This window comes from Streptomyces sp. NPDC014764, from assembly GCF_043082785.1.
Lineage (GTDB): Bacteria > Actinomycetota > Actinomycetes > Streptomycetales > Streptomycetaceae > Streptomyces > Streptomyces althioticus.
Window position 1 is genome coordinate 112108 of record NZ_JBIBXY010000012.1, and the last position, 21569, is coordinate 133676.

At 69.9% G+C, this 21569-nt stretch carries 27 protein-coding genes; 20 read left to right on the forward strand and 7 right to left on the reverse strand.

Annotated elements, in window-relative coordinates:
- Positions 1-127: 127 nt before the first annotated feature.
- From ACF1AG_RS25145 to ACF1AG_RS25165, 5 genes are read left to right on the forward strand one after another with little or no spacing between them, the layout of a single operon-like run.
- Positions 128-439: a hypothetical protein gene (locus ACF1AG_RS25145; RefSeq protein ID WP_391810432.1), complete on the forward strand. Its 312-nt coding sequence runs from the start codon at positions 128-130 to the stop codon at positions 437-439.
- Positions 436-1677 carry a putative T7SS-secreted protein gene (locus ACF1AG_RS25150; RefSeq protein WP_391810433.1) on the forward strand — a complete coding sequence of 414 codons (1242 nt, stop codon included), beginning with the start codon at positions 436-438 and terminating at the stop codon, positions 1675-1677. Before ACF1AG_RS25145 ends, ACF1AG_RS25150 begins: the two co-directional genes overlap by 4 nt.
- A gap of 33 nt (positions 1678-1710) precedes the next feature.
- The gene (locus tag ACF1AG_RS25155; protein ID WP_391810434.1) at positions 1711-2307 is read left to right on the forward strand and encodes a hypothetical protein; all 597 of its coding nucleotides are present in this window, start codon (positions 1711-1713) and stop codon (positions 2305-2307) included.
- A complete protein-coding gene (locus ACF1AG_RS25160; RefSeq protein WP_391810435.1) occupies positions 2282-2956 on the forward strand; it encodes a hypothetical protein in 675 nt (224 codons plus the stop codon). Before ACF1AG_RS25155 ends, ACF1AG_RS25160 begins: the two co-directional genes overlap by 26 nt.
- The gene (locus tag ACF1AG_RS25165) at positions 2953-3534 is read left to right on the forward strand and encodes a hypothetical protein (protein ID WP_391810436.1); all 582 of its coding nucleotides are present in this window, start codon (positions 2953-2955) and stop codon (positions 3532-3534) included. Before ACF1AG_RS25160 ends, ACF1AG_RS25165 begins: the two co-directional genes overlap by 4 nt.
- A 112-nt stretch (positions 3535-3646) precedes the next feature.
- Here ACF1AG_RS25165 and ACF1AG_RS25170 read toward each other — a convergent pair whose 3' ends face one another.
- Genes ACF1AG_RS25170 through ACF1AG_RS25195 form a run of 6 tightly spaced genes read right to left on the reverse strand, consistent with a single transcriptional unit; the run spans position 3647 to position 8415 of the window.
- The gene (locus ACF1AG_RS25170; RefSeq protein ID WP_391810437.1) at positions 3647-4384 is read right to left on the reverse strand and encodes a hypothetical protein; all 738 of its coding nucleotides are present in this window, start codon (positions 4382-4384) and stop codon (positions 3647-3649) included.
- Positions 4385-4411: 27 nt separating this feature from the next.
- Positions 4412-5329, reverse strand: coding sequence for a hypothetical protein (locus tag ACF1AG_RS25175; protein ID WP_391810438.1), 918 nt, complete (start codon positions 5327-5329; stop codon positions 4412-4414).
- 35 nt (positions 5330-5364) lie between these two features.
- Entirely contained in the window at positions 5365-6582 is a 1218-nt protein-coding gene (locus ACF1AG_RS25180; protein ID WP_391810439.1) for an enoyl-CoA hydratase/isomerase family protein, read from the reverse strand.
- Position 6583: 1 nt separating this feature from the next.
- Positions 6584-6883, reverse strand: a complete 300-nt coding sequence (locus ACF1AG_RS25185) for a hypothetical protein (RefSeq protein ID WP_391810440.1) — start codon at positions 6881-6883, stop codon at positions 6584-6586.
- A gap of 24 nt (positions 6884-6907) precedes the next feature.
- The gene (locus tag ACF1AG_RS25190) at positions 6908-7957 is read right to left on the reverse strand and encodes a hypothetical protein (RefSeq protein ID WP_391810441.1); all 1050 of its coding nucleotides are present in this window, start codon (positions 7955-7957) and stop codon (positions 6908-6910) included.
- Entirely contained in the window at positions 7945-8415 is a 471-nt protein-coding gene (locus ACF1AG_RS25195; protein WP_391810442.1) for a hypothetical protein, read from the reverse strand. The genes ACF1AG_RS25190 and ACF1AG_RS25195 overlap by 13 nt, the downstream gene beginning before the upstream one ends.
- 709 nt (positions 8416-9124) lie before the next feature.
- Between ACF1AG_RS25195 and ACF1AG_RS25200 the strand changes: the two genes are divergently transcribed.
- From ACF1AG_RS25200 to ACF1AG_RS25270, 15 genes are all read left to right on the forward strand, one after another.
- On the forward strand, positions 9125-9853 hold the full coding sequence (locus ACF1AG_RS25200) for a hypothetical protein (protein WP_387798105.1): 729 nt from the start codon (positions 9125-9127) through the stop codon (positions 9851-9853).
- 17 nt (positions 9854-9870) lie between these two features.
- On the forward strand, positions 9871-10740 hold the full coding sequence (locus ACF1AG_RS25205) for a hypothetical protein (protein ID WP_359599253.1): 870 nt from the start codon (positions 9871-9873) through the stop codon (positions 10738-10740).
- Positions 10737-12044, forward strand: a complete 1308-nt coding sequence (locus ACF1AG_RS25210; protein WP_391810443.1) for a CpaF family protein — start codon at positions 10737-10739, stop codon at positions 12042-12044. The genes ACF1AG_RS25205 and ACF1AG_RS25210 overlap by 4 nt, the downstream gene beginning before the upstream one ends.
- A gap of 106 nt (positions 12045-12150) precedes the next feature.
- A complete protein-coding gene (locus ACF1AG_RS25215) occupies positions 12151-13107 on the forward strand; it encodes a type II secretion system F family protein (protein WP_359599317.1) in 957 nt (318 codons plus the stop codon).
- 14 nt (positions 13108-13121) lie between these two features.
- Positions 13122-14033 carry a type II secretion system F family protein gene (locus tag ACF1AG_RS25220; protein WP_359599315.1) on the forward strand — a complete coding sequence of 304 codons (912 nt, stop codon included), beginning with the start codon at positions 13122-13124 and terminating at the stop codon, positions 14031-14033.
- An 85-nt stretch (positions 14034-14118) separates the two neighbouring features.
- A complete protein-coding gene (locus ACF1AG_RS25225; protein ID WP_006133157.1) occupies positions 14119-14370 on the forward strand; it encodes a hypothetical protein in 252 nt (83 codons plus the stop codon).
- Positions 14371-14398: 28 nt separating this feature from the next.
- Positions 14399-14848, forward strand: a complete 450-nt coding sequence (locus tag ACF1AG_RS25230) for a TadE family protein (protein ID WP_359599313.1) — start codon at positions 14399-14401, stop codon at positions 14846-14848.
- Positions 14848-15276, forward strand: a complete 429-nt coding sequence (locus tag ACF1AG_RS25235) for a TadE/TadG family type IV pilus assembly protein (protein WP_391810444.1) — start codon at positions 14848-14850, stop codon at positions 15274-15276. The genes ACF1AG_RS25230 and ACF1AG_RS25235 overlap by 1 nt, the downstream gene beginning before the upstream one ends.
- A gap of 38 nt (positions 15277-15314) precedes the next feature.
- Complete coding sequence (locus tag ACF1AG_RS25240) at positions 15315-15776, forward strand: pilus assembly protein TadG-related protein (protein ID WP_359599248.1); 462 nt, start codon at positions 15315-15317, stop codon at positions 15774-15776.
- Between the two features lie 37 nt (positions 15777-15813).
- Entirely contained in the window at positions 15814-16131 is a 318-nt protein-coding gene (locus tag ACF1AG_RS25245; RefSeq protein WP_359599246.1) for a hypothetical protein, read from the forward strand.
- A complete protein-coding gene (locus tag ACF1AG_RS25250) occupies positions 16128-17555 on the forward strand; it encodes a hypothetical protein (RefSeq protein WP_359599244.1) in 1428 nt (475 codons plus the stop codon). Before ACF1AG_RS25245 ends, ACF1AG_RS25250 begins: the two co-directional genes overlap by 4 nt.
- Positions 17552-18874: a hypothetical protein gene (locus ACF1AG_RS25255; RefSeq protein WP_391810445.1), complete on the forward strand. Its 1323-nt coding sequence runs from the start codon at positions 17552-17554 to the stop codon at positions 18872-18874. The genes ACF1AG_RS25250 and ACF1AG_RS25255 overlap by 4 nt, the downstream gene beginning before the upstream one ends.
- Positions 18871-19485, forward strand: a complete 615-nt coding sequence (locus ACF1AG_RS25260) for a hypothetical protein (RefSeq protein WP_391810446.1) — start codon at positions 18871-18873, stop codon at positions 19483-19485. Before ACF1AG_RS25255 ends, ACF1AG_RS25260 begins: the two co-directional genes overlap by 4 nt.
- A gap of 8 nt (positions 19486-19493) precedes the next feature.
- Entirely contained in the window at positions 19494-20084 is a 591-nt protein-coding gene (locus ACF1AG_RS25265) for a hypothetical protein (RefSeq protein WP_391810447.1), read from the forward strand.
- Positions 20085-20444: 360 nt separating this feature from the next.
- A complete protein-coding gene (locus tag ACF1AG_RS25270; RefSeq protein WP_359599240.1) occupies positions 20445-20678 on the forward strand; it encodes a hypothetical protein in 234 nt (77 codons plus the stop codon).
- 30 nt (positions 20679-20708) lie between these two features.
- Here ACF1AG_RS25270 and ACF1AG_RS25275 read toward each other — a convergent pair whose 3' ends face one another.
- Complete coding sequence (locus ACF1AG_RS25275; RefSeq protein WP_359599238.1) at positions 20709-21053, reverse strand: hypothetical protein; 345 nt, start codon at positions 21051-21053, stop codon at positions 20709-20711.
- Between the last annotated feature and the right edge of the window lie 516 nt (positions 21054-21569).

The window sequence follows — 21569 nt, forward strand, 5'->3', positions numbered from 1 at the left end:
ATGCAGAAGAGGATCGGTCTACTGGGAGTATCTGTCGTGCGGAGTCGGGGCGAGAGGGTGAGAGGGTGGTGCCCAACCCCTCTAAAACACGCCGCAGGTGCAGGTGTTTTGAGAAAGGGATTCAAACATGGGGGATCACATAAAGGCGGACCTGGCCGCCATCAAACAGTGCTCACGTGACCTGGCGAAAATACATGGGGAGTTCGAAAAGCACGGCAATCCTGCGGACGAGTACGGGAGTGCGATCGGCCACAACGGCCTCAAGGACGCGTTCTCCGACTTCGGGGACACCTGGAAGAAGACACGCAAGGAGCTCATGAAGGAGCTTGAGCAGCTGTCGGAGTTCACCCGGACCGCGGCCAAGGCCTACGACGACATCGACCATGAGCTGGCCAAGGCGATTCGGGACGCCAAGGCGCAGAGCAAGGGGAAGAGGTGAGCAGGACCGACGCCGACTGGCCGCCGCTGTGGCACGACGACCCTACGCCGGGCGACCCCGAGGAGGTCGCCGAGCTTGGCCGCAAGCTCCGCAAGATGGCCGACATGATCGACGAGCAGTCGCGTGTCATCAAGGCGCTGGCCTCCGTCGAGGGCTGGGACAGCGACGCGGGCAAAGGCTTCCATGAACTCGCCGACGGTACGGCCGACAAGCTGAAAAAGTCCTTCGAGCGTTACGACGAAGCCGCCAAGGCTGTCGGCGAGGAGGTCAGCGAGGGAACCTCCGACCAGTTCGCCGGCGAGATGCGGAGGGCTCAACGCAAGGCGGACAAGGCTCTTGCCGATTACCGGGAGGCGAAGGCCGACCACGACCTGGCGGACGGTGAGGCCAAGAAGTACACCGACAAATACCCGACGGTGCTCGAAATTCCCGCCGCGGAGAAAGAGGAGTACGATCGGTGGGTCAAGAAGCGGGCGGAGGCGCTGCGCCGCATCGGGGCTGCCCGCAAGGCGGTGAAGGACGCCAGAGAGATTTATGACGACGCCGGGGACAAGGCCGCTCGTCATATTAGAAATGTCGTGCATCACGATGCGGTTCGGGACCCCGGCGGATTCATGAACCTCCTCGCGGACTGGGCCGACATGTTGTCGAACATCTCGGCCGTTCTCTCCGTACTTGCGGTTGTCTGCGCGTTTGTTCCCCCGCTCCAGTTCCTGGTTCCCATCTTTGCGACCTTGGCTGTGGTGACGAGCGCCGCGGCGCTTGCCGGACACGCGTATGACATGACCGTGCGCGGGGGGAAGGTCGACTGGATGAAGTTGGGTGCGGATGCCTTGGGCATTCTTCCTGGCCTGGGGGCTCTGAAGGGGTTCAAAGCCATCAAAGGGCTCAAGGGACTCAAGGTGCTGGGAAGTGTCAGGTTCAGCGGCGTGACGGCAGCGAGGGGCATCGGACACAACTTCCTCAACGGGGTCGCCGTCAAGGTGACCAACAAGATCCTGGCCAAGACCGCTCTCGGGGCCGTCGAAGGCAGGAAGATCACCGCAGTGATCAAGGGGGCCGGCCTGGCAAGCGCCTTGAACCGCATGCTCAGCGGGGAGAACGGTGAGCGCACCGGTTACCAGGAAACCCCCAAAGCCACCGCGCCGGCTCCCACTCCGTCACCCACGCCTCAGCCCAGCCCCCGCCCAGCCCCGAGCGTCTCGCCGCAGGCGTTCAACGCCGCTCTCGCGGCATAGGCCCCGGTTACCTATGACTGGAAAGCGAATGCCATGACAGAAGACGAGCAGGAACTCGGACCGCGGCAGTTCGTCGGCCGACGTGGTGGCGACACCGTCACGCTGGTCGACGGCTCGGCCATTGCCGATGTGCCGGAGGCGAAGCAGGTCGCCGAGGAAGCGGGACGGGAACTTCGGTTCGACTTCCTCGACGACGAGGCGGTGGTCGACCTGCTGCGCCGGCGGCATGCCGACGAGGAGGAGATGTTCGGCGCGGGCTTCAAGCACGGAGTGCCGCTCGCGCTCGTCGGCTTCGGCGCCGTCGTCTACTGGGGCGGCGTCGCCCAGTACTGGGAGACTCCCGCTTCCCGCAACGCCTACCTGGCGGTCGCGGCGGTGGTCCTGCTGACGCAGATCTTCTTCTTCGTGCGCAGTGCGGTGAAGCACTGGGGCGACCCGGTCCGGCAGAACCTGCGGGCCCGCGCGGCGAAGTACCGCGTGATCGCGCACATCGCCCGGCGGGGAGGGGCGGACATCCCGGCCCACTATCCGCACTACGGGCCCTACCCGTTCGCCGCGACGTTCCGTCCCGAGGTGGACGACCGCGAAAAGTCCCGGAGCAAGGGTGCAGACGACCACGGAAACGGCTGAGAGGGCGCAGCGCACGCTCGCCGGAAGCGACGGCATAGAGGTCCGCTGGATCATGCCCGAGGGGTTCTTCGAGCTTCCCTTCGAGGCGGACGACCTGGACGAGCTGGCGGACCAGTTGGTCGCTCTGGCCAAGCGGGCGCTGCCCGGCGCCGACGAAGAGGTGCAGGTGCAGTACGCCGCGATGTGCGCGGCGCACTACGACGAGTTCATCGAGGCCGGAGTGCAGTACGCCGGCTTCGTCAACACGGAGGTCGACGGGGTCCGTTGCACGGCGACGGTGAACGTCAGCCTCCTCGACCTCGACGAGCGGGCCGGCCGGAACCCGGCCGGGTTCCTCGCGACCACGATGCGGCACCTCGACCTGGGCCAGGTCGAGGAGGTGCAGCTGCCGTGCGGTCCCGCGGTGACGTGCGTCGGCAACCGTGCCTCGAACGTCGACGGCGCCCTGACGCAGTCGGGTCAGGACGAACCGATCTGGACGTCGTTCATCCAGGTACAGATCCCGCTGAGCAACGGCACCGTCCTGGTGCTGGAGATGGGGACGCCCACGGTCGAGGGGTGGGACGTCTTCTCCGCCATGTTCGCCGGCATCGTGAAGAGCGTCCGCCTCTTCGACGACTCCGGGGCACCCCTGGTGATGCCGGGGTGAGCGAGTCGTCCGAGAGCGGAGCCGCCGCGTCGGCGACAGCCGGTGCCCGGGACTACCGGCTGCTCGTCCCGCGGGAGTGGTTCCGCGTCGACCTGACGCAGGACCGCTGGCGGCGTCAGCTGAAGACCTTCGTCGAGAAGCAGGCAGACGGCCGGCAGGTCCCGGCCGAGCTGACGCGGAACGTGTGGGCAACCCTGCGCAACACCGCGGAGGCGGGGCGGGCCCGGGGAGCCATGGAGTTCTACCTCCTGACGCTCTCGCGCAGCAGCGGGCTTCCGGCCTCCCTGCTCGTCTCCCTCATGCCGCCGGGCGGGACGCCGGCTGACCCCGAAGCGTTCGCGGCCTGGATCGAGGTACGGGAGGGTGAGGCGGGCACGGGGGGCGAGGTCGGGGTGGTCGACCTTCCGGCGGGCCGGGCCGTCCGGGTCCTGGGACCCACGTCCCTGGATCTTCATGTGGTCCTGCCGGGCGGGACGGGTTACCTCACCCTGTCGTTCTCCGCGCCGGTCGTCGGCATGTCCGGTCCGATGCTGCGTTTGTGCGAGGCCATCGCTGGTTCCCTGCACTGGGTGGTGTGAGGGCCGAAGGCCGTGACATCCGTACGGCTCCGCCCGACGCGTGGGCGGAGCCTTGACCGGGGCGCGGTCATCGGTTGACGGACTGGATCGGGGGCCGACTCTGTCTCGCCGGTCAGGCGGGTTCGTCGGGCAGGGCTTCGAGAGGGTCGGTGAAGGAGACGGTCTGCAGCAGTGCCGACATCAGGCGGTAGACCGACGCCCAGTGGTCCATGGATGCCGTGTGGAGGGTGAACACGGCCGTGTACGGGCCCGTGGGGAACGGGACGTGCACTTGGATCTGACCGGTGAGGAGCGTCGTCTCCTCACCGGTCGCGGTCATCTCGGGAGTGAGCTGGTATTCGCGCACGCTGATGCAGGACACCGCCGGTCCGCAGGGCAGGTCGAGCCAGATCGCGTCGTTGTAGGGGTCGTCGGAGAGCGTGGCGAGGATTCCCTGGGCCACGACGTCCGCGTCGTCGCCGGTGTGGTCGGTCCGGACGATGCCGACGGTGAAAGCGCACTGGACGACGCCGTCGGAGGGTTCGTGTCTCACGGGTTCGTCCGTGAGGGGGGTGTCGTCGTCGGCATCCTCCGCCGCGGAGAACAGGCCCATGGCGGCGTAGGAGAGGCCGGCGTCACCCATCATCTCGCCGATGGCTTCGTAGTAGGGGGCGGCGGGCCCCCAGATGCTCGCGTCACCGCGAGAATAGAGTTCGCGCACGAAGGCCCGGGCGCGTTCCGTGCGCTCCTTTGGGGTCGCGGCGATCGGGAGGGCGAAGAAGCCTTCGGGAGCGACGAACCACAGAGGGGGGAGGGCGTCGGGGGACGCGTTGAGGCGCGGGGTGGATGTGCTGCCGGGGGCGGTGGGCATGGTGCGGGAGCCGTTCGGGGAGGAGGATCAGGTGAGGAAGTCCTGCGGGTGGTATTCGGTGATCGGAATCTCGGTTCCGTTGTCGTCCATGAGGCTGTTTAGGCCCGGATGGCCGAACTTCGCGTCCGTCTTGCTCGGCGCCAGTACCTCGATCCGGAAACAACCGCAGGAGTTGCGCTTCACCAGGGGCACCTGAGCGTCCGATCCCTGCCGCGCGGCGAATTCTTCGGCGGTTGTGCGCTGGGCAGGTGAGAGGGAGCGGAGGGGGATGAAATCCAAAGGCTCGATCAGGTATCGGGTCAGCCGCTCGCGTGCTCGGCTGCTTACTCTGCACCACGAGCCGTCGGTGAACACGATCTTCGTGTCCAAGCCGGTTTTGAAATTGCGAAGTTCGACCTTGGCGATCGCAGTACGGGGGACTTCCCACAGGAAATCGTCATGGATGAAGTCGTGGGCTCCCTTGATGTAGTCGAAGCCCACGACGACGAGGCGACGGTCGGTGACGACCGCATGCGTCCGGCAACCGTTGACGCGGGCACGGGCAGGGTCGAGTTGCCAGGGAAGTGTGCGAGCGACAGTGCCCGGAGCAGCCCACATGACCGGGAAGTCGTCCACCTCGTCGGCTCGGTCCTCAGGAGCGCCGGTGCCTGGGCTCGAGCCTGGTGTGCCGTTGATCCTTCCTCCGTGCATGGAAAGGAAGGTGCCGATCGCCATCCCTGTCGCCACGACCGCGCCTCTGAGGATCTGCCGGGTGGCGGATCCCGTCGCGGAGCGAGCCATGTAAAGCGGTCCTGGGGGCCACCCCTCCAAGTCGTTCTGGATGTCGTTCCGCGCGGTGTCGCGGAACCATCGCATGCCACTGACGGGGGCGGCCGCTCCCGTGGCGAAACTGATGGGTGCGCGGGCGACAAGAGTTTCACCTGGGTCAGGCTGCCAGAGTTCCATCTCAGGGATCTCCTCTTCTCACGGGCGGTGTGATCTCAATCATCGGTCACATGACCGTAAATCTTGGGAGCAACCTTGAGGCCGGCATCGAGAGCCATGCCTCCTGCGCTGAATGGATCGATCTTTGCCCCCAGGAGATTGGCTCCCTTGGTGCCGATGAGTTGTCCTTGGTGATATCCCTGATACGCGAGTCCTCCGAGACGAGACATCACGCCGCTGCCTGCGTGCGCGACCTGATGCACCTCGCTGGAGATTCCGCCGATCTTGATGAGTCCTGCCTTGCCGAGCCCGCCCGACATGGCCGATGACTCCTTGCCGAAGGCCAGGAGTACCCGGGTCGGTCCCATAGGGGTTGCGGTGAATCCCTTGCCGAGCTTGCTCGCGGTGGCCGCAGCTTTACCCGCCCCCACCACCTTGATCCCCTTGCCGAACAACCCGATGCCCGGCAGCAGACCCACCGCGTCGAGTCCCACCTGCAGCCAGCTCACATCCGCCCCGGCCCCCTTCGCGACGCCGTGCGTCGCCAGGGACAGTCCGGAACCGATGAGGGCGGCCGTTCCGAAGATGGCCGCGAGGGGCGGGAACGGCAGGGTGACGATCGCGAGCATCCCGAGTACGGCCGTGACGTCACTGAGCACGTCACCGATTGCCTTGATCAGGTCGGCGTGCTCCTTGAGCCAGTCACCGGTCGCGTCCCACGCGTCGGCGATGCTCTGGCCGAGCTTGTCCCAGAATCCGGGCTCGTTGGGCGCGATGTCGGCGGCCTTGTCCAGTTCCTTGCCGATGCGCGCGGCGGCCTGCTTGTAGCGTTCCTCGAGGCCGTGGACCTTCTGGATGACCTCGTCGACGTCGCCGGCCGCCGTGGCGAGGTCGTCGCTGCCCCTGCCCTTGGCTTCCTTCTCGGCCGTGTCCTTGGCGTCGAGGGCTTTGCCCGCGGCCTTGTCCAGCTGGGCCGCCTCGTCCTGAAAATCCGCGAGTTCGTTGGCCCAGCGGTGCAGGGCGCGTGAGGCCTTGCCGAAGGACTCCTGACTCTTCCTGACGAGGGGGGTGACGTCGTGGCCCACGTACTCGGTGAAGGCGACTGCGGTCTTGCCCTTCCAGGCCCCGCACTCGATCCGTTCGAGCTGACGTACCGCGGTGCCCAGTTCGCTCGCCAGTGAGCCGAGACGTTTGGCAAGTTCTCGTGTGTCCTCCACGCTCCCCGGTGTCGGGTTGCGCCCAATGTTCGGATACGGGACCTGCGGGGCGGTCACGTCACTTGCCCTTCTTCTTCACCTTGAGGGACTGCGCTAGCTCCAGGTCCAGGTCACCGAACGTCTTGCCGATCGTGTTGATCATCTTGACGGCGCCGTGCGTATGCTTGCCGAGCTGCTTGATGCCGTAGCCCCACTCGTCGGCGAATTCCTGCACCTCCTCGACGAGTTTGCTCTCGCCGACGGCGGAGGCATCCGCGCCGCGGAGACTGCGGCGGGCGTCCTCCATGCGGTCACTGATGGAGGAGAAGGTCTTCTTCAGGCTTTCGAAGACGGTGTCTTCGAGGGTCAGGTCGCTCATGAGGTGGGGCGCCTTACGTGGGGGTCAGCGGTTGACGGACTGGATCTCCTGGACGGTGACGGCCTGGTCGTTGCCGAAGGTCCCGTCGGGGAGGTCGCCTCCGGCACCGCCGGTGCCGATCCAGGAGATCTCCCAGGTGATCGTGGCCCGCAGCGTGAACGTCCCGTCGCCGGAGGAGCGCAAGTACTTCAGCCCGCAGGACGGAGTCCGCTCGGCCTTGCCCCGGGTGTACGGCTCACCGATCGAGCCGTCGGTGTTGATCGTGCACTCGCCCGAGGCCGGGTACGTCTCCGAGTCCGGCGTGCCGGGCTCCAGCCTCAAGGAGACGGGCCTGGCCGTGGTGGTCGCCTGGATGTTCAGCCCGCCCACGGCGATCGACGCGGTCACCGAGGTCTCCTTGAACGTGGCCCTGTCCAGCCAGGCCCAGGTCGGCAGATTCACCTTGGTGGCGGCCTGCGGCCTGAGGGTCACCTCGGCCGCCGGCAGACGGACCCGGTTGTAGGCGAGTTCGGCGAGGACCTCGGGGGTGACCGCGTTCTCGACCGGGACGGGGTCACCGTTCTCGACCCAGAACGGCAGCTTGTCGCAGGCCTGCGCCTCGGGCTCCATCCAGCGGTCCTCGTCACGGACGGCGACCCAGAAGGCGCCTTCGTCCTTCTTGTCGAGGTTGTAGTTCTCGTACGTGCCGTCTTTGTAGTCCTCGCGGAACATGCCGACCGACTGCTTGGCGTAGCTGTGCTGGCCGGGCGCGTTGACCGTCTCGTCGTACATGGACTCGACGTAGTCGCGGAACTGCTCCGCCGAGCGGGGTTCGTACCAGCAGGCGGGTGGCGTCCAGTCGCCCACGGGCTTCAGGGCTCCATGGCCGTCACCGCCTCGGGAGCCGGAGGTGGAGCCGCTGTAGACCACCTTGGACACGAGGCTGGCGCCCTCCCGACCTCCGCTCGTCTCCGTCTTCTGGCCGTTCGACGCCCCCGGAGTACCCCACGCGAACGCCGTTCCGGGCACGCCGGCCAGGAGCACGCCGGCCGCCGCCGCGGCCAGTCGGCGACGCCGCACCCTTACTGCACGCACTTCTTGTTCCCCCGCTCCGACTCGAGCTTCGTGGTCTGCCAGACCCCCTCGTCGTTCTTCTCCAGACGCGTGCTGTACAGCACGTAGGAGTCGTCGGTCGCGGGGGTCTTGTCCACCTTGTTCGTTTCGCGGTTCTTGTTGTACGCCTTGCTCTCGTCGGCGCAGTACGAGACGCCCGCCGACTTCTTGTCGAACACGCTGATCTCGGGTGCGAAGTAGCGCACCGATCCGGAGTAGGTGAGTCCGGCGTCCACGATCCCCTTGACCCAGTCCTGACTGCCCGCGAGGGCGGTGCCGGACTGGTAGAAGCGGAGCGCCGGTGACTCGGAGTCGCCCTGGGTCACGGAGTACGTCACCGCTGTCTGTGCCCTTCCCGCGTCTGCCAGGACAGCGTCCTTCGTGGTGTCGCCGGTCGTCCAGCCCTCGAACCGCTCCTCCACGTCCTCGGGCAGGGTCATGTCCGGACGCTTGGTTGACAACTCGGGTGCGCTGGTGGAGGGCGATGCCGTGTTCTTTCCCGTCGCGGCCCCCGCGATCTCGTCGCCGCCCCCACCGGACCCGCCGTCGTCACCACCGCACCCCGTCAGCAACAGAGCCGATGTCGCGGCGAAAGCTACAGCGATGGGCGATGAGCGGCGCTTCACAGTGACTCCCCGTGAGACAGATGTGCAGTCAGGGTCAATGACGGTATCTGTGTGGCCTCCGGTTTCGCCACGTCGTCTTGCCGGGATGACCCCAACGCCTCTCAAGCCCCGTCACCGAACCGGGCGAATCCCTCCAGTCCGGGACGCTGTTCGTGGGTGAATCGTGAGGAGCTCATGCGTGACGTGTGAGAAGTGGGAGCCGGAGGTGATCCTTCTCGCGGCGAACGCCCGTGGGTTCCGGCGTCTGGCCGTGAACGACCCCCTAGGGCAGGGTTGTTCAGCCATTAAGTTGCTGGTGAGCACCCTTCCGAGCCCTGAGGTGAGCGGGGCCACTTCTGTCTTGAGGGCCGTATGCCCGGCTGATACGGTGCGATGGCTTGACACTCACCTACGCGTTGGATATCCGCCCAGGACCGGACGGATGCGGACGGATGTGTCCGCGGGCGCAGGCGCACGCGGGTGAAGTGCTCGCGAGCACAAGGAACTTGGCAGACATCATCTTGGGTGTACGGGGAGCGGCTGCGTGAAGATCCAGGAGCGTACGGGGGCGGGCGCGGGTCGTCCCGCGGCTCCGGCCGGGCCGTCGGTCGGTGAGCGGCTTCCCACTCCGCCCCGTGAGCGCAAGCCGGCCCTCGCCGCGCTGGCCGTGCTGCTGATCCTGGTGGGCGCGCTCGGCGCCACCATGCTCGTACTGCAGGCCGGCGACCGTATCGAGGTCGTCAAGATCACCCAGGAGATCCCGGCCGGGCAGTCGGTCAACGACAGCAACACCACCTCGGTGATGGTCGCCGAGGACCCGGGCATCAATTACGTCCAGTGGTCCCAGCTCGGCGCCCTGAAGAAGCTGAAGGCCGTCACCACCATCCCCGGCGGCGTCGTCGCCGTCGGGGAGATGTTCGGCTCGGAGGCCAAGGTGCCCGAGGGCAAGGCCCTCGTCGGGCTGTCCCTGAAGGAGGGGCAGTACCCGGCCGGGCTCAAGAACGGTGTCACCGTGGCCGCGTACCGCGTCGGCGGCGCCTCGCGGTCCGGGTCGGGTGACGACGCCGACGGCGGGTCGGCCGGCTCCGCCGGCGGCAACTCCGTCATCGTCGAGAAGGCCCTCGTCAACTACGTGCAGGACAAGGGCGGCGACGACCTCGTCAGCAGCACCAACCTCCCCGTGACGCTCCTCGTCGACGACGCGCAGGCCGCGGCGCTCACCCAGGCCGCCACCAACGGCGAGGTGGCGCTCGTCCTCGTCCCTGGCAACTAGAAGGCGGCACCCGACCCATGGCCCTCATCGTCCTCGCCGCCGACAAGGGTTCCCCCGGCGTCACCACCGCGGCCGTCGCCCTCGCGGCGGTCTGGCCGCGCCGCGTCCTGCTCGCCGAGACCGACCCGGCGGGCGGTGACCTCGTGTACCGCAGCGCCGCCGCACACGGCGGTCCGCTCAACCCCAACACCGGCATGCTGTCCATCGCCGCCACCGCGCGGCGCGGCCTCGTGCCCGACCAACTCTGGGACCACGTCCAGCCGTTGAGCGGCGGGCTCGAAGTGCTCGTCGGGCTCGGCATCGCCGAGCAGGCCGCCGGACTCGCCGGGCTGTGGCCCACGCTCGGGCAGGCCTTCGCCTCCCTCGCCGACTCGCCCAACGCACCCGCCGACGTCATCGCCGACTGCGGCCGCGTCAGCGGCGACACCCCGGCCGTCGAGCTGTTCCCGCACGCCTCCCTCGTACTGTTGATCTCCCGCACCGAGCCCGAGGCGCTGGCCCGGGTGAGGGACCGGGCGGCCGCGCTCGCCGGCAAGCTGCACGGTGGCTCGCGTGGCGCCGCCACCCTGAACAGCCCGGTCATCGGCGTCGTCCTGGTCGCCGACCCGGGCAACGCGGCCAAGCTGGCCGGACAGGTCAACGACATGCTCGTGCACGCGCAGACCGGCGCCCGCGTCGTCGGTACCCTCGCCGACGACCCGGCCGGCGCCGAGCAGCTCGCCGGGCGCCGCCGCGGCCGTCTGGACAAGTCGCTGCTGATCCGCTCGGCCCGCAAGGTCACCGCCGACGTGTACCAGCAGTACGGCGCCGCGTGGACCGCGCAGGCCCAGGCCGCCCAGCAGCAGGCGCACGCCGCGCCGCCGCAGGGTCACGGAGCCGGGCGATGACCGCTGTCGACCACTCCCTGGTCAAGCGGTTCCGTCAGGACGCCGGTGACCGGATCGCGGAGCAGCGCCGCCTCGACCAGGTCAACGGCGTCACGCCGATGTCCACCGAGGACGAGCGGCAGTACGCCCGCGCCGTCATAGCCCAGATACTCGAGGAGTACGCCCGCTCCGAGATCAACGCGGGCCGTACGCCGCTGGACGCGGAGACCGAGGAGCAGTACGCGGCCGCCGTGCACGCGGCCCTGTTCGGGGTGGGGCGGCTCCAGCCGCTGCTCGACGACCCCGAGGTCGAGAACATCGACATCAACGGCTGCGACCAGGTGTTCGTCGGCTACGCGGACGGGCGCGAGACGCGCGGCGAGCCGGTCGCCGAGACCGACGAGGAGCTCATCGAGCTGATCCAGGTGCTGGGCGCCTACTCCGGTCTGTCGTCCCGGCCCTTCGACTCCGCCAACCCGCAGCTCGACCTGCGGCTGCCGGACGGTTCGCGTCTGTCGGCCGTCATGGACGTGGCCCGCCGGCCCGCGCTGTCCATCCGCCGGGCCCGCATGGGCAAGGTGTTCATCTCCGACCTGGTCGGCAACGGCACCCTCACCCCCGAGCTCGGGCACTTCCTCGCCTGCGCGGTCCGCGCCCGCAAAAACATCATGATCGCGGGCGCCACCAACGCCGGCAAGACGACGCTGCTGCGCGCCCTCGCCAACGAGATCCCGCCGCACGAGCGTCTCATCACCGTCGAGCGCGCGCTGGAGCTGGGCCTCGACACCTTCCCCGATCTGCACCCCAACGTGGTGGCGTTCGAGGAGCGGCTGCCCAACTCCGAGGGGCAGGGCGCCATTTCGATGGCGGAGCTGGTGCGCCGGTCGCTGCGTATGAACCCCGCCCGGGTCATCGTCGGCGAGGTGCTCGGCGACGAGATCGTGACCATGCTGAACGCGATGTCCCAGGGCAACGACGGCTCGCTGTCCACAATCCACGCCAACAGCTCCAGCGAGGTGTTCAACCGCATCTCCACCTACGCCCTCCAGGCCACCGAGCGGCTGCCGATCGAGGCCAGCCAGATGCTCATCGCCGGCGCGGTGAACTTCGTCGTCTTCATCCAGCGGCGCAACGGCTTCCAGAGCGGCGGCCGCCTCCAGCGCAGCGTGACCTCCGTGCGCGAGGTCAACGGCGTCGACGGGCGGGTGCTGTCCAGCGAGGTCTTCGCCGAGGCGCCCGACGGCCGGGTCGTCCCGCACGCCCCCATAGCCTGCCTGGAGGATCTGATGGCCCACGGCTACCGGCCCAGCGGAACGTGGGGGTGAGCCGATGACCACCGATCCGATGACCACCGGTCCGCTGATCACCGGTCCGCCGACCACCTCGATGCCCGCCACCACCGACCTCGCCGCCCTCGGCTCGGTCGGCACGATGGGCGGCCTGTTCTCCGCCGCCGTGCTGTACGCGCTCGCCTGCGGTGTCGCCGTCGGCGGCGGTCTCGCCCTGTTCCTCGTCGCGGTACGCGGACTGCCCGCCAAGCCCGAGCACGAGAAGCAGAAGGCGGGTGAGCGGGCGGGTGAGCTCCTCCGGTTCGCCGGGCGGCGCGGTTCGCTCGCCGCCCTCGTCGGACTCGCCGTGCTGCTGATGACCCGCTGGGTCGTCGCCGGTGTCGCCTCCGCCGTCCTCGTCTTCTTCTGGGACCGCCTCTTCGGCGGCGCCTCCGAGGAACGGGCCGCCATGCGGCGCGTGGAGGCGCTCGCCTCCTGGACGGAGTCCCTGCGCGACACCATCGCCGGCGCGGTCGGCCTGGAGCAGGCCATCCCGGCATCCGCGCGGGCCGCCGCGCCCGTGCTGCGCCCGCACCTCGACGCGCTCGTCGACCGGCTGCGCGCCCGCACCCCGCTGCCCGAGGCGCTCCAGCAGCTCGCCGACGAGATCGACGACGCCTCCGCCGACATCATCGTCGCCGCCCTCATCCTCAACGCCCGGCTGCGCGGCCCCGGTCTGCGGCAGGTGCTCGGCGCGCTCGCCAAGTCGGCGCGCGAGGAGGTCGACATGCGGCAGCGCGTCATGGCGCAGCGGGCGTCCACGCGCCGCTCGGTGCAGATCGTGGTCGCCGTGTCGATCGCGTTCGTGCTCGGCCTGTCCATCTTCAACCGCGACTTCGTCGAGCCGTACGGCACGGCCGTCGGCCAGGTCGTCCTCGCCTGCGTGTGCGGGCTGTTCGCGCTGGGCTTCTGGTGGCTGCGCAAGCTGTCCACCATCGAGACGCCCGAACGCTTCCTGGTGCGCGACGAGTCGTCGGTGCGCCTGGTGCGTCCGCGCACCCCGGGCGCCGCGCCCGCGCAGGCGTCGCCGTTCCAGCCGGAAGAGGGGGTACGCCGGTGAACGACCAACTGACGATGCCGGTGGTCGTCGGCGCGGTCGTCGGACTGGGCCTCTACGTCCTGGTCCGCGCGCTGATGCCGACCAGGCGCAGCGCCCTGTCCCAGGTGGCCCGGATCGACGCGATGCGGGCGCGCGGCTCGGCGTACGAGTCGGCGCGGCCGGCCGCGCAGGAGACCGGGCGCTTCGGCTCGCTCCGCGCCCAGGTGGGCGAGAAGGTGGCCGACTTCTACCGGCAGCAGGGCTGGGAGCAGCGGTCCCTGCGCGCCGACCTGGCCGTCCTGGAGCGCAGCTGGGAGAAGTTCCTGGCGACGAAGGTGCTGCTGGCGGTGGCGGGCCTGTTCTTCGGGCCGTTCCTGTTCGCCATCGTGTGGCAGCTCGGTTTCGGCAAGAGCCTCGCCGTCCCGGTGTGGCTGGCGCTGCTGTGCGCGGTGCTGTTCTTCGTGCTGCCCGACCTGGAGGTGCGCCGGGACGCCGCCGAGAAGCGGCGCGACCTGCGCCGGGTGATCGGCGCCTACCTGGACCTGGTGTCGATGAGCCTGGCCGGCGGCCGGGGTCTGCCTGAGGCGCTGATGGCGGCGGCGGAGGTGTCCGACGGCTGGGCCACGCAGCGGATCCGCAACGCCCTCGCCGACGCCCGGATCACCGGCCTCAGCCAGTGGCAGGCGTTGGGCCAGCTCGGGGAGGAGCTGGGCGTGGAGGAGCTGAAGGACCTCTCCGCCTCGCTGGCCCTCGTCGCGGACGACGGCGCGAAGGTACGGGAGTCCCTCGCCTCGCGAGCCGAGACCATGCGGCACCGTGAACTCGCCGAGATCGAGGGCAGCGCGGGTGAGAAGTCCCAGTCGATGCTCGTGGCGCAGCTGTTGCTGTGCGCGGGGTTCCTGGTGTTCCTGATCTTCCCGGCGGCGATGCGGGTGTTCCAGGTGTGAGATACCGGACCGGTGAGCCGCGAACCGCGGACCGCGCGCCGTACGTCAGAACTTCCGTGAACCGAATTCGAGAGGACAACGCGTCATGAACGGACGTACCTTCCACACCGGTATCCCCGCCGTCGACTTCCTGGTCACCTTCATGCGGGCGCGCGTCGAGCGGGCGCGCTCAGGCGAACTGGACCGTGGCGCCTCCGCGGTCGAGTGGGTCATCATCTCGGCCGTCGTCGTGGCGATCGTGGGCGTCGTGGCCGCGATCATCAACGCCGCGCTCAGCGAGGGCGCCAACAAGGTCGGCGACTGCATCAAGGGCGCGGACGCGGGCAAGACCTGCTGACCGCACGAACCTTCTCGACGTGACGGGGATGCCGGTGCGCGTACGCAACTGGGTACGCCGACGGGTGGAGGCCGCCTCCGCCCGCGGCGATTCCGGCATGACCGCGATCGAGTTCGTCTTCCTCACGCCCGTCCTGTTCTTCATGATCTTCGCGACGGTGCAGTTCGCGCTGTACTTCTTCGCCGATCACGTAGCCCAGGCGGCGGCGCAGGCGGGCGCGCGCAAGGCGCGGGCCACGGCGGACGCCGAACCGGGCGGCTGGCGGGGCGAGGCGCGGGACGTGGTCGACAGCTACATCCGGCAGCTGGGCCCACAACTGGTCATCGCTCCGGACGTGAAGATGCTCCAGCCGGAGCAGAACACGGTCGGCGTGGAGATCACCGCGCGCATTCCGACGGTGTTCCCGGGCCTCGATCTGACGGTGCACGCGCAGTCGGTGGGGCCGGTGGAGCGGTTCGTGCAGGAGGGCGAGAACTGATGCGCCGTTCCCTTCCGCGCGCCTTCCGGCGGGACTCCGGCGACCGGGGCCTGTCCACCGTCGAGGTCGTCATCCTCGCGCCTGTGATGATCCTGTTCATCCTCGTCCTGGTGGCCTTCGGTCAACTCGTCGACGGGCGCGGCGCGTTGGACGGAGCGGCGCGGGACGCGGCGCGAGCGGGGTCGATCCAGAAGGACCACGCGACGGCGATGGCCGAGGCGCGGGCGGCGGCGGAGGCGAACCTCCAGGACATCTGTGCGGGCCCGGTGACCGTCGTCCAGACCAGCCAGGGCTTCGAGCCGGACACCCTGTTCAGCGTCGAGGTCAGCTGCGAGGTGCGCGGCCTCGCCATGCTGGGCCTGGACATCCCGACGACGCTCACCGCGAGCTTCAGCTCGCCGCTCGACCCGTACCGGAGGACGGCGTGACGGCACCCGCATCCGCACCCGTGCCTGTGTCCGGCGGCGTGAGCGCACGCGTCCGGACCTGGCTGGAGCAGCGCGGCGCCCGCCTGGACGACCGCGGCTCGGGCGCCGGCGCGGTCATCATCTTCGCGCTGGTGTTTCTTTCGCTGGCGGCCTTCGTCATCGACGGCGGCATGTCGATCTCCAAGCGGGAGCGCGCGGCGGACATCGCGGAACAGGCGGCCCGCTACGCCGCCCAGGACATCGACCGCGAGGCCCTCTACGACAACGAGGGCGGCCCGGCACCGATCAACTACGAGAACTGCGACGCCCGCGTGAAGGCCTTCGCCCGCGAGATGGACATGTCCGGCGCCGACGTCGCCGCCACCCACTGCGTGACGGCGACGGTCGACGTGGTCGAGGTCGAGGTCCAGCTCACGTACTCGCCCGTCTTCACGGGGATGTTCTACGGCGGCGACGTGGTGGTGCGGGGGCAGGCGATCGCGGAGAACGAGGTCGGCTGAGGCCGCACCGGCAGACGGCACGGGCAAGGAGGACACGGTGGGAGACCAGGAAGCCGACATCGCGCGGATCAAGGAGACCGCCCGCTCGCTCGGGCGCATCCGCGACACCTTCGCCGAACGCGCCAACCCCGCCGAGGGGTACGGCGTCGACGACCTCGGCTCGGACAAGATCCTCGACGCCTTCGACACCTTCGCCGACAACTGGAAGATCCACCGCAGGCAGCTCACCGAGGAGCTGGAGAAGCTGCACGGGATCACCAAGACCGCCGCGCAGTCGTACGAGGAGCTCGACCACGAGCTCGCCGAGGCGCTCCGGCGCACCGACAAGGACCAGCCGAAGGGAGCGGGCCGATGACCGCCAGACCGGCCGCCCACCGCTGGGCCGTGCTCGACGAGTCCGCCGACCCGATACCCGGGGACCCGGAGACCGTCGCCCGGCTCGGACGGCAACTGCGCAGGACCGCCGAGGCCATCGACAAGGAGGCCCGCGAGATCGAGGCGCTGGCGTCGGTGGAGAACTGGAAGGGCAAGACCGCCACCGAGTTCCGCGGCGCCGCCGAGGGCGCGAGCGGCAAGCTGCGCAAGGCGTTCAAGCGGTACGACGAGGCCGCGCAGGCGCTCGGCACCCAGGTGCGGGAGGGGGTGTGCAGCAACGAGTTCGCCTCGGAGCTGCACCGCGCCCAGCAGATGGCCGACCAGGCGCTGAAGGACGCCGAACAGGCCGACGAGAGCCTGGGGAGCGCGCGCCGGGCCCTGGACGGGCTGCCGGAGGACACCCCGGACGACGACCCGGACCGCAAGCGGCACACCGACCGGCAGAAGGCGGCGACGTCCGCGCTGGCCGGCGCGAGGAAGGCGCTGGCGGCCGCCAAGGGCATCCGTGACCGTGCCGCGCAGGCGGCGGCCGACGCCATCCACGACGTCATCGAGAACGACGGGCTGAAGGACGGCTGGAAGGACAAGTTCAAGAACTGGGTCCACGAGAACGCCGGCTGGCTCAAGGAGATCTCCAAGTGGGCGGGACGCATCGCCCTCTGGGCCGGAGTGGCGGCGCTCGCGCTCGGCTGGATCCCCGTCATCGGCCAGGCGATCGCCGCTGTCGCGGGCGCCATCGCCCTGGCGGCCAGCGTCGTCGCGCTGGCGACCGACCTCGTGCTGGCGCTGGGCGGTGAGGGCAGCTGGAAGTCCGTCATCCTGGACGCCGTCGGTGTCGCCACCTTCGGCCTCGGGCGGGCCGCGATGGCGGGCGCCAAGGGCGTGGCCGCCGGCAGCAAGGCGCTGGCCCGCAGCAACCTCTACAAGAACGCCGTGCGGTCCGGCATGAAGACCAACAAGGCGTGGAATCTCGCCAATCGCGGCGCGCAGGGTTCGATCCGCGGCAAGGACGCGGCCCGCGCCATGGCCACCATGCCCAAGGGCAAGCTGCCGAACTGGAGCAACATCAAGGAGGGCTTCAGCCCGTCCGCCATGGCCCGGGATACGGTCGACGGCGTGAAATCCATCCGCAACGCCTTCTCCCGGGAGGGCTGGCGCGAGGGCCTGAGCGGCATGGCGGCCCCCCGGTCCGCCGGCACCCTGGACCCGGACCTCGCCCGCACGGCCGCCGGGCTCGACGGCATCGCCCCGGCCGCCCGCGAGTTCCCCGCGGTCAGCAACGCCCTGAACAACTTCACCGGACAGACCAACGTGTGGGCGGGCTCCACCGCCGCCGGTGTGGTCGCGGGCGCCGAGGGCGCCTACGGCACGGTGACCTCCGTCGCCGACAAGGTCACCCCGTGACCGAGGCGCCCGCTCTCCGGCCGGCCGCCGGGCGCGGTCCGGGACTCGAACGGTGTCACGGCTCACGGCTGTCCGTGGAGGACGGTGCGCTCGTGCTGCGCGCCGGGGGCCGTACACGCCGGGTGCCGGTCGGGGACGGCGGTGTCGCCCGCGCGGTGTTCGTCGACGCGGCGCCCGCGGACGCCCGACGCGACGAGCCGGGCCGGCCGGGCGCCTGGGGCGAGGTGCGGCTCCAGGACCGGGACGGGGCGCAGGTCGCCCGCATCCCCCTCGGGGAGTGGTTGCCGGAGGCGCCCGCGCTTGTGGAGCGTGCCGTGCAGGGCGAGCAGCTGCTGGAACGTACGGGCGTGGCCGGGCTGTTGAGGGCCGCGGGCGTGCCGCTGCACGTCGCGCGGGACCGGAACGACCCTCGGGCGGGTTCCGGGAAGGGAGGCGTCTCCCTCGGACCCGGCCCGGCCTTCCCGCTCTGGTACTGGTGCGTGCGCGGTGTCGCCGGGACGCTGTGGTTCTCCGCGTTCACCGTGGTCGTCTTCTCCGACACCGTGCCCGCCTGGCTCGTGCTGCTCCTCGCCCTCACCGCCCTGTGCGGGCCGGTGGCGCGGCTGGCGCTGCGCGCCTGGACCCGGCTGCGGGCGGGGCGCCGCCGGGCGACGGTCCTGGAACGCGTCACGCCCGGCCCCGCGCCCCGGACCGGGGCGACGGCGCGGTTCCTGCGGGAGACCGAGGTGCGGGTGCAGGACCGAGACCTGGTGCTGCGGGACCTCGGCGGCCAGGAGTACTGGTTCGCCCGCTCGGGGCCGCACGCGGTGACGCGGCTGGTGAAGGTGCTCGACGGCACCGGACGGCCGGTCGGGGCGGAGCTGCGGGGGCCGGGCGAGCAGGTGCGGGCGGTGTTCCTGTGGGACCTGTGGTTCGGCGGCGCGGACGGCGCCGACGGATGGTCGCGGCTGTGCGGCGCCTCCGGCCTCGATGTGTCCGAACGCCGGCTCAGCGGCAAGCGGACCTGGCCGAAGGGACCGGTGCTGGGCACCGGGCTGCTGCCCCGCACCGGCCGGGACGCCCGCCGGATGGCACGCTTCCCCGGCACGGCGGCGGGAGTCTCGTCCACCGCCGTCATGGCCTTCGGGAACCTCTTCTCCCTCATCCAGGGCCTGCGCGTCGCCGACACGGCGCCCGGACCCGCGGCCGTCGCCGTGGCCGCGGGGGCGCTCGGCCTCGTCCTGCAGGCCGTGCCGTACGCCGTGCACGAACTGCGCGGACGGCTGGTGCTCGACCGGCCCGCGGCGGAGCGTACGACGAACGAGGAGGCCCGGCGATGACGACCCGCCCCGAACACGACTGCCCACCGTCCGACTACCAGCTCCTGCTGCCCGACGGCTGGTTCCGTATCCTCCTCGACCCCGGAGAGCGGGACCGGTCGGTCGACGCGCTGGTGGAACGCCGCTTCCAGGGCATCGACAACGCCCCGCACCTCAAGGACGAGATGCGCGCGGACCTGCGCCACCGGGCCGCCGAGGCGTACCGCGGCGGCGGCATCGAGCTGTACCTCAGCTTCCAGGAGGCCGGGCCGCTCACCGTCCCCGCCTCGCTGCTGGTGAGCCTCGCCCCGCTGCGCGGCCCCGCACCGCTGTCGCCGCACGACCTGGCGGCGGCGTTCGCGAAGGGCGCGGAACGGGACGGGGACGACACGAAGGTGAGCGTCGAGGAACTGGCCGCCGGCACGGCCGTACGCGTCCGGTCCACCACGCGGCCCACGGAGCGGGAGCGGCAGGACGGGCAGCGTGCCTCCGTCTCGGTGGAGTACCACGTGCCGGTCCCCGGCAGCGCCCAGTACCTGCTGCTCACCTTCTCCACCCCGCTGGAACCCGTCGCCGACGCCATGGCCGGACTCTTCGACGCCATCGCATCCTCACTGACCTGGACGGAGTGAACCCGCCGATGACCGACGACCTGTCGACGCTGGGCCTGGAATGCTCGGAGGACTGGGTGCCGTTCCCGGTGACCGGCACGATCGACCTGTCCTACTGGGCCAGGTACCAGGCGGAGGAGCTCGTCGAGCGGTACGCGCGGGACGGGGAGAAGGGCAACGCCCGGGCGCTGGCCCGCGATCTGGAACGCGCGGCGGCCGACAGCCGGAACCGGGAGCCGCTGGGCGCGTTCGGCTGGTACATCAGCGGGCACCAGACCGTGGCCGCGGTGCTGGAACTGGACGCGATCCACCCTGACGAGACGTACCCCGAGGTGACTCTCGACCTGCTCGCCGAGTCGATGTCCGCGACGGACTTCGGGCCGCCGGACGTCCGCCGCGTGCGGCTGCCGCTGGGGGACGCCGTACGCATCCGGCAGAACCTCGTCGAGGAACGCAAGCGGCTGTTCGGGCCGCGTCCGGTGATCCGCACCCTGTTCCACGGCGTCCGCCCGCCGACGACCGACGCGGCCGTCACCCTGATGGTGTCCTGGACCGAACCGGTCCTCGACGAACCCCTCGAAGGCATCGTGGACGGCATCGCGCGGACGCTGAAGCTCTGAGCGGCAGGCGGCCCGACCGAAGAAATTCGGGGAATCGGCACAGGGTTCACGAGTACACCTCAGGCTGTCTACGCGACCGCGCGAATTCACCGGCCGTGACCGCGGCTGGGGGGATTTTGGTCAATCGGGTGTGAAGGCCCTGCGACCTTTCCCTGCTGTCCCCGTCACACCTGTGACGTGCGGGGCGTGCCGGGGTGGACCGCAGCCCGGACGGCGCTGGTCGGGCGTGTCCCCGCGTGCTTTGATCGGGTGGTGCTGTTCGTTCGTCGCGGGCCGGTGATTTCCCTGGTCCGACCTTCCGTGACGGAAATCGACGGACATTCCGCGACGCATTGTCCGATACGAAGGGAACGCGCCTCCATGAACCTCGCCCCCCGGGTGGAAACCGCCGAAATCTCCGACGCCGACCTGGACCTCGTCTCCGGCGGCCAGGCGGGCGGCGGCGCCGGCCTCGACGTCGGCGTCCACGCGGAGGCGGGCGCCCTCGGCATCCACGTCGAGGCCGGGAACCTCGCCCTCACCGCCGGCGTGGGCGCCTCGGTGTCCGCGCAGGGCATCGCCGTGGACGGCCACCTGCACGCGTCGCTGTACTGAGCCCGCGACGCGGGTCCGGGGCCGGGGAGTTCACTCCTCGGCCCCGTTCCCCTTTTTCGGGCGCTTGTCCTCGACCCGCATCTTCTCGTTGACCTGCTTGGTGAGTTCGTCCTCGAGCTTGTTGAATTCACGGACCACCGCGTCGGACATGCCGGCGAGCGCGTCGAGTTGCTGCGTGATGTCCTCGCGCCCGTCCTCCCAGTTCGACTCGAAGTCGGACAGCGCGTCGTTGACGCCGCCGTCGCCGATGTCGTCCTTGTACGAGTCGAAGAGCTTCTTCGTGTGGTTCATCCGCTTCTTCAGGGACCGCAGGCGGCGCCCGTAATCCTCCAGATCGGACAGCGGAAGCGCGAGATCACTCTTTCCCGTGCCCATGCGCAACTCCCTCGATGCAGGCGGCCTAAACGAACCGGAAGGTACTCGTCACCGCATTGAAGACGTCGTGGAACGCCTCCGCCAGGTCGAGTACTGGGCCGGCTCCCGAGACGAGCACGACCGGGGTCGGCGGTTCCGGGCGCCGGGACGTACGTCCGGGTCAACACCATACGCAGGGTGCGGCTGTCGGCCCCGGGAGACGGGAACTCCTCGACACCAGAGGACCGGGCGGCGGGGCCTACCTCGGGGGAGCCTGGTGGTCAGGTCACCGTGATAGGGGGCGAGCCCGGGAGTCTCCCGCACTCGTTCGTCGACCAGGGCTCGGATGACACGGGCCGCGCATCGTTCACCGGTTGATCGACTGGATCTCCTGGACCGTCATGCTTTGTGAGGCCTTGGGGGGTTGTGTGGGGGGTGTGCGGAGTGTGCCGTGGCCGTGCGAGGAACGGCACGGGGCGTTCGCGGCCACCCTGCGCGGCGTCAGAAGGCCCGCCGAGGCGGAGCCCGGCCGTACCC